Below are 10,296 nucleotides of genomic sequence, written 5' to 3' on the forward strand. Positions count from 1 at the left end.
CCACTGATTAAAGTTTCACTTTATTTTTCAATTTTTGCCCATTTGAAGTTTAATTGACCAGCAAAGTCTACTTGCACAATGCCTTTTACAAAGGATCGCTCTAAATAAGATTCTCCCTTTTGGTAAAGAGGAGCGATAACAGAGTCTTTAAATAATATTTTTTCTGATGCTAGTAACGCTTCCCAGCGAGCTTTTTCATCACCAGCCAAGGTAGTTTTAACTTTTTCAATTGTGTCATCAAACTCTTTATTAGAGTAATGATCTAAGTTGTAAGGGTTATTCGTTGTAAACAATTCAAGGAATGTAATTGGATCAGCAAAGTCAGGGCTCCAACCGTCAATTCCAATTTCGTAATCACCTTTTAATAAGAGTGAAACTTGTTGTTTACGTGGTTGCGGTTTTATATTTACTGTTAAGCCATCTAAATTCTTTTCTAGTTGTCCTTTTAGGAACTCACCAGTTTTCTTTTCAAGGTCACCATCACTAGTTAATAATTCTAATGTTATCTTTTCAGAACCAAGTTCTTTTTTTGCTTTTTTCCATAATTCTTGTGCAGCTTTTGTATCAACTTTTGTTAAATCGCCGTTTACAGCACGGAAGTCTTTTCCATCAGATCCCTTTGCAAAGTTTTTTGGTACGAGACCGTAAGTTGGTGTAGATCCATCGTTTAATAGCGTATTTACAAAGGATTTTCTATCGATTGTTTGATCGATTGCTTGGCGTGCAGAAACGTTTTGAAGTACTTTGTTTTGTTGATTCATACGCAAAAATTGTACGCCTACGTTCGGACGTTCTTTAAAGTTAGCATCTTTTTTATATTTATCAACGAAGTCAGATGTTAGTTTTATACGGTCTAATTGTTTAGATTCGAATAAATTTACTTCTGTTGATTTTTCTTTTACGACGTTAAAATTAATTTCTTCCAGTTTGACATTATCTTTATCCCAATAGGTAGGGTTTTTCTTAAATTTAAAGCTTTGTTCATGCTTCCAATCGTTTAGTGTAAAAGCTCCGTTGTATAAGATTTTATTATCTTCTAAAGCGTACTTATCACCTTGTGCTTTAAAGAATTCCTCGTTGATTGGTAGAAATGTTGGGAACGCCGTTAAGCTAATAAAATAGGGAACAGGACGCTCTAATTCTACTTCAAACGTATGGTCATCAACTGCTTTTACACCAAGTTGATCGGCTGGAAGCTCTTTGTTGTTAATCTTTGTTGCGTTTTTAATATCAAAGAATAAAAATGCATATTCAGAGGCTGTTGCTGGATCGACAGCTCTTTGCCAAGCGAAGACAAAATCTTTTGCTGTAACAGGAGTACCGTTTGACCATTTTGAATCTCGTAAATGGAATGTGTATTTCGTTTTATCACCACTTACTTCATGAGATTTTGCAACACCAGGAACAGGTTTATTACCTTCACCAAGATTATACAAACCTTCAAATACGTTTCTCATTACTTGACCAGAATCAGTATCTGTAGCACGAGCTGTATCCATTGTTCGAATCTCAGTAGGTGAAGATAAGTTTAAAACTTGTTTACTAGGTGCCTCATCTTTTGCATTTGCTCCGCTCGCTTCGTTTTTATAACTACCGCAACCAGATAATAAAATACTTACTCCTACAACTGATGCAATACCGGGTACAAACTTCTTTTTCATTTGATTTTCCTCCTAAATAGTTAATAAGATTGGATGATGATGAGGGAAATGAAAAACAAAAAATCCCTCTTTTCGTATTGAGAAAGAGGGATTTCTACGTACAAGTTATGCACCCGTATATAAACGAAGTCCCTCATTCTATCTTTCAAGCACAAAGCTTGCAGGAAGTGGCACAGTATTCAAAATGAACCTGCTGCCGAGGTTTCAAAGGGCCAGTCCCTCCACCTCTCTTGATACAATGAGTAAACAAATAAATTTTATTAATTTTTGTGTTTCTTTGATAATTCAAAATATTACACCTTAGATAATGAAGTGTCAATCGAATGAAATATAGTTTAAATTTTCAGTTTTATTAAAAATAAAAAAACCACTGCATATGGCAGTGGTTTCCTTACTAAAAGTTAAAGTTATCTGGATCTGGACCAACGCGATGATTTTCATTTAAAGCTTGAATTGCTTTCATATCATCCGAGCTTAATTCAAAATCGAAGATGTTTGCATTTTCAATAATGCGGTGTTCTTTAATAGACTTAGGGATTGTTACAACTTCATTTTGTAGATCCCAACGTAAAATAACTTGTGCAGTCGATTTATTATATTTTGTAGCGATTTCTTGTAATGATGGGTGATCAAGTAGCTGCCCCTGCATTAATGGTGACCAAGCTTCAAGTTGAATGCTATGTTCTTTACAGAAAGCATGTAGTTCTTCTTGTGCCAAACGTGGGTGGTATTCCACTTGGTTAACCATTGGTTTAATTTCTGCAATTTCAAATACGTCTTGCAGATGATGAATATGGAAATTACTCACACCGATAGCACGAACACGACCGTCTTTATAAAGTTTCTCTAAAGCTTTCCATGATTCAGTGTATTTTCCTTTTACAGGCCAATGCACTAAGTATAGATCTAAATATTCTAGACCTAATTTTTCTAATGTAGTTTCAAATGCTTGTAATGTTGACTCGTAACCTTGATCACTATTCCACACTTTTGAAGTGATGAATAACTCTTCACGAGGAATACCAGATTCGCGAATTGCCTGTCCAACGCCTTCTTCGTTTTTATATATGGCAGCAGTATCGATGCTACGGTATCCATTTTTTATAGCTGCTTTTACAGAATCAATTACTTCTGTACCATCTTCAACTTTAAAAACACCTAAGCCGAACCAAGGCATTTTCACGCCGTTATGTAATGTTGTATAGTCGTTTAAACTTGTTAAAGTCATATTAATTCCCCCTAGCTTTTTTATTGGTCGCTTCAACTGCTTGTTGAATGACTTCTGAAAAATTATTTTCATATAGAACTTTTAAGCCTTCAGCCGTTGAACCTCCTGGTGTTGTTACTTGTTCGCGGAGCATAGCTGGATCCTGATTTTGCTGGAGCATAGCGGCAGAGCCAGCAATCATTTGAATGACAAGGTGTTTTGCTGTTTCCTCATCAATACCATAGCTTTTCGTTGCTTCAATTAAACCTTCAGCAAAGTGATAGAGAAAAGCAGGTGCACTACCAGTAACTGCGGTAAGTTGGTGAACTTCCTCTTCGGTACAAAACTGTGAGGTACCAATACCTTTTAAAAGAAGTTGTAACGTTTCATGATGTCTTTCATCTACGGAATTTCCCGTCGTGTATAAGGAGATAGACTTTCCAATGCCAGCAGCTGTATTAGGCATAATCCAGGCAACAGGTGTGTTTTCTGGGAGTCTAGCTTCTAAATAAGATGGGCCAATGCCAGCAGCTACTGTTACAACAAGTTGATTTGATATTAACGGAGATAACTCTGCTAATAGCTCTTCATGTGCAGAAGGCGGCATTGCTAAAACAATCGTATCTACAGATTTAATATGCTGCTTCCAATCCGTTGTAATCGAGAGATCATATTGAGTTTGTAATTGTGTTAGTTTTTCTCTGTTACTTCGGTTGGAAACAATAATTTCTTCGATGTATTCTTTACTTGTTGTAAGTAGTCCAGCAAATATAGCTTCTGCCATACGACCGGCACCAATAAATAAAATTCGATGTTTATTAGGCATATCCTTTATTCCTTTCTGATGAGAATATGTTATAAAAAACGATACCATTTTTAAGAGAATTTTGTAAAAAGAAACGGCTTATAGTAGAGGGAATACAATTGGAGAGAGGGCAGGTTATATAAAAAGGGCTATGAAGATTATTATATTTAAAAAATAGTTATAATCAAAAATCCCTGAAGCATTTATGCTTCAGGGATTGATAAATTATAAGCTTATGCTTTCGTCATACCAAGCAATACAGCGCCGCCGATAATTAAAACACTACCTAGTGCAATAAAGATCAATTGACGTTTTGTTTTCTTTTCACCTAAGAAGACAATCGCACCGAATGTTGAGATAACGATTCCAGTTTGAGATAATGGGAAGCTTGTTGCTACTCCAACACGTGGTAATGAAAGAAGTAAGAATAAGTTTCCTGTTCCCCATAGTAAACCAGATAAAGCATTACGCATTGCATATTTGTTAAATGGTTTATGTTTAGATGTCAGTACAACCGCACCAACAAACATACCAACTGCCTGTGGTAAAATAGCAGACCAACCATCAATGTTATACCAACGAATAATAATTACATATACAAGATAACCGAAAGTAGAAACAATTAAAGTAAGAAGTCCCTTTTTCAATTGTCCTGGTGGCTGTGCATTTTCTTTATCATCTAGTGATGTGAATACAACACCAACTACGATTAATAGGATTGCAATCGTTCCCAGAACAATCGTTGTAGTAGTAGTCCACTCACGAAAAGCGATAACGCCAAAGATAGAAGTTGCAACAAGTTGCATACCAGTAGAAATAGTTACAGTAGTTGAAACACCTAGTTTTTCAACTGTTTTTAATTGGTTTACTTGTCCTAAAGCCCAGAATAAACCTGAAATAAAGCCAACAATCAAGATTGTCATTGTTAAAGTTGGTTGAGTAAATACATACATAGTTGTTGCGAAGAATAGAGCACCGATTGTCATACCTACCGTTTGGCTATATGCACCACCGCCCATTTTTACGCTTACTAATAAGATGTTTCCCCATGCGATTGCAGGAAGAAGCGCTAATAAAATGTCCATTACAAGACTCCCTTCGGTTTTCTATACCAATATAATTACATATCGTTCTAACGATCGGTAATGCCCCACTAATAGAGTAGAAGATTACCGATCGCTAAAACAGGATGAAGAATTCACGATATAAATGCGTTTTCATTTCTTCATTTTTTGAAACACTTTCATATAATAACAGGAAATTACCTATTTTAGAAAGTGAATTCAAATAAAATGTATATTTAAATAAGAGGTAAAATTCAGTCATTAATCAAATCATTTTATTTTTCGGGAAATAAAAAGCAACTTTTGTCGAAAGTTGCTTTAAGAAGTAGTAATTCTGCTATTAATGAGTTGAATACATAGTAAGAATAGAAGGGACATACTAATCGTTATGATTACAAGTGTCCAAGCTAGTTGCATATTACTTGCATCAATAGCCATATAAATCGCCGTTGGAATCGTCTGAGTTTTGCCAGGTATATTTCCTGCAAACATTAAAGTTGCACCAAATTCACCAAGTGCGCGAACAAAGCTTAAAATCATACCACTTAGTAACGCAGGAAATGCAAGCGGGAGTGTGACATGTAGAAAAACTTGGTATTCACTTGCACCAAGATCGCGCGCGCCATCTTCAATTTGTACATTTGCGATAGAAAATCCTGTTTTTGCTGATTGGTACATGAGCGGAAATGCAACAACTGTAGAAGCAATGATAGCAGCAGTAGATGTAAACATAATGGACTGCTGAAATAATGATTCAATCCACTTTCCAATGGGACTGTTATTTCCGAAAATGATAATTAGAAAAAAGCCGATAACAGTTGGTGGAAGCACCATTGGTAATAAGAAAATAGTTTCTAGTAGTACTTTATATCGCCACGAGGAGCGCGCTAATGCTCGTCCAATAATCGTTCCCAAAATCGTAACGATAATGGTGGCGCACGCAGCTACTCGTAAAGATAGAAAGACAGGTGACAGAATTGTATCAAAGCTCATAGCAATTATGGCAGGAGTGTAAATCCATATTTCTTAAAGATAGATTGTGCATTTTTTGACTGTAAATATTCATAGAATGAAGTCGCCTCTTTCTTATGCTTAGATTCCTTTATAACACCTAAAGGATAGCGGATTGGCTCATGAGAATTAGCCGCTGCCGCCTCTACAATTTTCACCTTGTCTGAAACGAGAGCGTCTGTTTTATATACAATACCAGCATCAACATTACCTGTTTCTACATATGTTAACACTTGGCGAACATCTTTTGTAAATACGATTTTATTTTGAACATCATTCCAAAGATTTTCATGTGTGAGAGAAGCTTTTGCATATTTTCCTGCAGGTACGGATTCGGGTGTACCAAGTGCGATTTTCTTGATTTTCTCATCTTTTAAATCTTGAAATTTTGTAAGAGAACTATCTTTTGGAACGACTAGAACTAGTTCATTTCCAAGAAGGTTTTTCCCTTCTTTTTCATTAATGAATCCTTTTTTAACAAGGGTTTGGAATTTATCTTCTGCTGCAGAGAAGAATAAATCAGCAGGCGCACCTTGTTCAATTTGTTGTTGAAGTGCACCAGAAGCACCGAAGTTAAAAGAAAGCTTAATGTTTGGTTCTTTTTCTTTATATTGCTGTTCAATTTCTTTTAATGCATCTTGTAAACTTGCAGCCGCTGATATAGTCAGCTCCACTGATTCTCCCTCTTTAGCAGCTGACTTTTCTTCGCTTGAACAAGCTACACTGAATATAAGAAGAAAAGAAAGTATAAGTACCCCAATGGATCGTAATGTAAATTTGTTCATAAAAAATCCCCCTTCGTTTACTAAATTAATTATAACTAAATATAACTAATTATAACTAGTTATAATTGAATATAATTTGAACGATATAGTTGTTTTTAAAAACTAGGAGAAATATTCTTTTCTTTGTTACAATGAAGGGAGAAAGTGAGGAATCGTCTATGGATCATCATTCCTACACAACGGAAGAAGTAGCAAAGCGATTAAAAGTATCAAAATTAACTGTATACGACCTAATTAAAAAAGGAGAACTTCCTTCTTATAGGGTTGGTAGACAAATGCGTATTGATGCAGCGGATTTAGAACAATATATCAAGCAAATGAAAACAGGTAAGGTGCAATTTACTTCTGTAAAGAAGTACGAAATTAGTAGTTCGAATACACGCATCATTAGTGGTCAAGAACTAACGTTAGATATGTTGGCAAAACATATAGAAAATCGTCTGCCAAATTCTAATATATTAAGAGCATATCAAGGTAGTTTAACGAGTTTAGTGAAGATGTACCAAGGAGAAGGAAGCGTCGTTAGTTTGCATTTATTTGATGGCGAAACAGGTACATATAATGTTCCTTACGTAAAACGTATTTTAGTTGGACAACCATATATTATGATTAATTTATTAGCGAGAAATGTTGGGTTTTATGTGCAAAAAGGGAATCCACAAAATATAAAAACATGGGCTGATTTAGCTCAGTCATCTATACGATTTGTAAATCGAGAAAAAGGTTCTGGTATTAGGGTGTTAGTGGATGAGCAATTGCGAATTCAAAAATTAAGTAAAGATATTAACGGGTATGAATGGGAAGAATCGAATCATCTTGGTGTTGCCTCGCAAGTCGCGAATGGAAAAGCTGATGTTGGGGTAGGTTCAGAAAAGTTTTCCCAAATTGTGAACGTAGACTTTATTCCGATAATGAAAGAGCAGTATGATTTAGTACTTCTGAAGAATAAAGAAAATGAGGAACTTATTGAGGTTATAAAAGGGATTTTGCAATCTGAAGAGTTTCACAATGAATTAAAAGCAATTGGTGGATATGATATAAGCAAAACAGGCCAAATTATATATGAAACAAACTAAAAGGCTGCTTGTCTATAAGACGAGCAGCCTTTTCTATATAAAGGGGGTTGGGGAAACAAAGTGTTAAACAAGACTTTGAGCAAGTGCGTAAATGAAAGCCGTAAGAAGAGCTGCGCCACTTGCAAGTCCGATAAAGTCTGATTTGTTGAAAGTAATGTTGTTCATTATAATCTCTCCTTATTTGTTTAATGTAGTTGCAACTGCTTTTGCATCGATAAGTGCGGATAGCACCATGCCCATTGTATTGAAAAATTTGTTTGTTTTCATTTTGTTCATCATGCGTATCCGCTCCTTTTCGAATTTTTGTTGCCCTGCTTCATGTCTTAATTATAGGGGAGAGGATGAATTACAACTATCGAATTAGCTTACGGAAGACTTACACTTTTGTAAGAAAAAAAGACATTCGTGTAAGAATGTCTTTTAAAGCATATTGATGTGATGATGCTCTTTAATTGTTTTTAAAAAGCTTCGCATCGAATTGGTCATGTAACTATCTTTACGGCGTATGAAAACAGTTGAAATACTACCGTATTTCTCGGGAATCGGATGACAGTGTACTTTACCTGCTGTAGAAAGATGCTGAACGGCAGACTGTGGTACGAGTGTAATTCCAAGACCGAGTGCAACACTGTTTAATATTGTTTCTAATATGTTAAATTCCATAATTCTTTTTGGTAGCAAACCTTCATCTTTAAGCCATCGTTCTAGCTTGGAACGGTACCCACATCCTTGATTAAAAACGAGTAGGGGCGTCGTAGTAAATTCTTCTATATGAAAAGCTTTATTTTGTGTAACAAGCATTAATTTCTCGGTACTAACATCGTATTGTTCAATTAGTGGGTGTTTTATTGGTCCTGATATAAAAGCACCATCTAATTGATGATCGAGTACTTCTCTAATAAGTTCTTCCGTTAGACCGGCTTGTAATGATAAATCGACATTTGGATAGCTTTTATAGTAAGAAGACAAAATGGTAGGTAATGTACTTACTGTTTCGACTGTACCAATTTTTAATATACCAGATGGTGTTTCACCATCTAAAAATACTTGTTTTAGCTCGTCAACATCTTGCAAAATTTTATTAACATAGACGAGCATTTTTCTACCTTCAGCTGTTAAAGTCATGCCTCGTTTATGACGGTAAAAGAGCGGTGTTTTTAATTCGTTTTCTAACTGTTTAATACGTGCTGTTACATTTGATTGTACGTAATTTAATTCTTTTGCTGCGCTACTTACACTACCTCGGTCAGCAACGCTCTGGAAGATTTGTAAGTCTCGTAATTCCATTGTATGCTCCCCCTTGATGTTAACTATCATTATAAATGATAGTTAACATCATTTTGAATCATTTTACGTGATATATTTTTTCTTTTACAATTCTCTTTGTGCAAATAGAAAGAAGTGAGGGATTGCGGTGAGAAGAAGTCAAATGATAATAGGTGCGTTGGCATGTTTAATTGCAAGTATGTCATGGGGAGCGATGTTTCCGGTTGCTGATCATGCGCTAGAATACATAGATCCGTTTTATTTTTCGTTTATTCGTTATGGGGCGGTAGCAATTGTACTGATTGTATTATTGCTAATGAAAGAAGGAAAGAAAGCATTTCGCTTAGAAGGAAGAGGAAAGTTACTCATCTTTTTTGGAACAATGGCGTTTACCGTATACAATGTATTAATTTTTCTAGGACAAATGTTAATGGGAAAATCAGGTGTAATGGTAGCTTCTATTATGGAGGCGCTTATGCCGATGATTTCAATTTGTATTTTATGGGGATATAAAAATATAAAGCCGAAGAAGTATATGATAACGAGCATGATTATCGCGTTTGTAGGGGCTGTATTTGTTATTACGAAAGGTGATATGAGTTTCTTTTTAACATTGAAAGATAATATGTTTTCACTAGCATTTATATTTGTTGGTGTTGTAGGCTGGGTTATTTATACGATGGGTGGTCAAACGTGTAGCGATTGGTCAACATTACGTTATTCAACATTAACTTGTGTATTTGGGACAGCAGTTACAGGAATTATAACTATGATCATTACCTCACTTGGATATGTATCAGTTCCAAGTATGGGAACGATTTCTGTTGTGAAGTATGATTTGTTATTTATGATGACATTACCAGGTATCGTAGCACTACTTGCTTGGAACTACGGTGTGAAAATTTTATCATCAATTAATGGTATTTTATTTATTAACTTTGTGCCAATTACTACGTTAGTTATTATGATGATGCAAGGGTATAAAATAACAACATTTGATATTGTAGGAACATTATTTGTTATTGCAGCGCTTATTCGTAATAATGTTTGTCAGAGAAAAGAAGAAAATATAAATAAACAAGTTTTACAAGAAGAGCAATTGCGTCAAGCTGTTTAATAGGCAACTGGAGGATTTTTACATGTTAGAAAGTTTATTGTTTTTCTTTGCTGCTGGAGTTGCCTGCGAGCTTGCAGCAATTAATCGAAATGGTCGTAAGAATATAAAACAACAAGCTGAACTGATACAGCTTTTAAAAGAATTGAAGGAAAGAAAAAATTAAAAAGACGACCGGCATTGAAGTGACCCCAAAAAGTTAGACACGTTATTTCATTAGGCAGCTTCTTGGGCATGGGTCCGGTATTGTACGAGGGCACTGAAAAACTCCATCTAGTTCCACTTTGCGAGACATTCGACGATTCAA

Annotated in this window: 11 protein-coding genes and 1 riboswitch; of the genes, 3 read left to right on the top strand and 8 right to left on the bottom strand. The window is 35.3% G+C overall.

The features are described from left to right. Positions 1 to 20: 20 nt before the first annotated feature. The 6 genes from AB3X48_RS02740 to modA form a co-directional block, all read right to left on the bottom strand. Positions 21 to 1,661 (bottom strand): peptide ABC transporter substrate-binding protein, encoded by a 1,641-nt coding sequence (locus AB3X48_RS02740; protein WP_367958738.1) that lies wholly within the window; start codon positions 1,659 to 1,661, stop codon positions 21 to 23. A 135-nt stretch (positions 1,662 to 1,796) separates the two neighbouring features. Then, a riboswitch (SAM riboswitch) is annotated at positions 1,797 to 1,901 on the bottom strand. Between the two features lie 154 nt (positions 1,902 to 2,055). After that, the gene (gene pgoN, locus AB3X48_RS02745) at positions 2,056 to 2,889 is read right to left on the bottom strand and encodes a glyoxal/methylglyoxal reductase (RefSeq protein WP_016103328.1); all 834 of its coding nucleotides are present in this window, start codon (positions 2,887 to 2,889) and stop codon (positions 2,056 to 2,058) included. A gap of 1 nt (position 2,890) precedes the next feature. Further along, complete coding sequence (gene proC, locus AB3X48_RS02750; protein ID WP_002113376.1) at positions 2,891 to 3,694, bottom strand: pyrroline-5-carboxylate reductase; 804 nt, start codon at positions 3,692 to 3,694, stop codon at positions 2,891 to 2,893. A 212-nt stretch (positions 3,695 to 3,906) separates the two neighbouring features. Further along, complete coding sequence (locus AB3X48_RS02755) at positions 3,907 to 4,758, bottom strand: GRP family sugar transporter (protein WP_016103329.1); 852 nt, start codon at positions 4,756 to 4,758, stop codon at positions 3,907 to 3,909. 297 nt (positions 4,759 to 5,055) lie between these two features. Continuing rightward, positions 5,056 to 5,730 carry a molybdate ABC transporter permease subunit gene (modB, locus tag AB3X48_RS02760; protein WP_002151307.1) on the bottom strand — a complete coding sequence of 225 codons (675 nt, stop codon included), beginning with the start codon at positions 5,728 to 5,730 and terminating at the stop codon, positions 5,056 to 5,058. Between the two features lie 5 nt (positions 5,731 to 5,735). After that, positions 5,736 to 6,533, bottom strand: a complete 798-nt coding sequence (gene modA, locus AB3X48_RS02765) for a molybdate ABC transporter substrate-binding protein (RefSeq protein ID WP_367958741.1) — start codon at positions 6,531 to 6,533, stop codon at positions 5,736 to 5,738. A 131-nt stretch (positions 6,534 to 6,664) separates the two neighbouring features. Between modA and AB3X48_RS02770 the strand changes: the two genes are divergently transcribed. Next, complete coding sequence (locus tag AB3X48_RS02770) at positions 6,665 to 7,609, top strand: helix-turn-helix transcriptional regulator (RefSeq protein WP_033710535.1); 945 nt, start codon at positions 6,665 to 6,667, stop codon at positions 7,607 to 7,609. 63 nt (positions 7,610 to 7,672) lie between these two features. Here the strand turns inward: AB3X48_RS02770 and AB3X48_RS02775 are convergent, their stop codons facing one another. Both AB3X48_RS02775 and AB3X48_RS02780 read right to left on the bottom strand, forming a co-directional pair. Continuing rightward, entirely contained in the window at positions 7,673 to 7,774 is a 102-nt protein-coding gene (locus tag AB3X48_RS02775; RefSeq protein WP_016103331.1) for a DUF3948 family protein, read from the bottom strand. A 255-nt stretch (positions 7,775 to 8,029) separates the two neighbouring features. Continuing rightward, the gene (locus AB3X48_RS02780) at positions 8,030 to 8,896 is read right to left on the bottom strand and encodes a LysR family transcriptional regulator (protein WP_016103332.1); all 867 of its coding nucleotides are present in this window, start codon (positions 8,894 to 8,896) and stop codon (positions 8,030 to 8,032) included. A gap of 127 nt (positions 8,897 to 9,023) precedes the next feature. Here AB3X48_RS02780 and AB3X48_RS02785 point away from each other — a divergent pair, with 127 nt between their 5' ends. After that, positions 9,024 to 9,992, top strand: coding sequence for a DMT family transporter (locus AB3X48_RS02785; RefSeq protein ID WP_016103333.1), 969 nt, complete (start codon positions 9,024 to 9,026; stop codon positions 9,990 to 9,992). Positions 9,993 to 10,014: 22 nt separating this feature from the next. After that, complete coding sequence (locus tag AB3X48_RS02790; protein WP_002151322.1) at positions 10,015 to 10,155, top strand: YrzO family protein; 141 nt, start codon at positions 10,015 to 10,017, stop codon at positions 10,153 to 10,155. The last annotated feature ends 141 nt before the right edge of the window (positions 10,156 to 10,296 follow it).

Source organism: Bacillus sp. S4 (assembly GCF_040838205.1).
Lineage (GTDB): Bacteria > Bacillota > Bacilli > Bacillales > Bacillaceae_G > Bacillus_A > Bacillus_A cereus_U.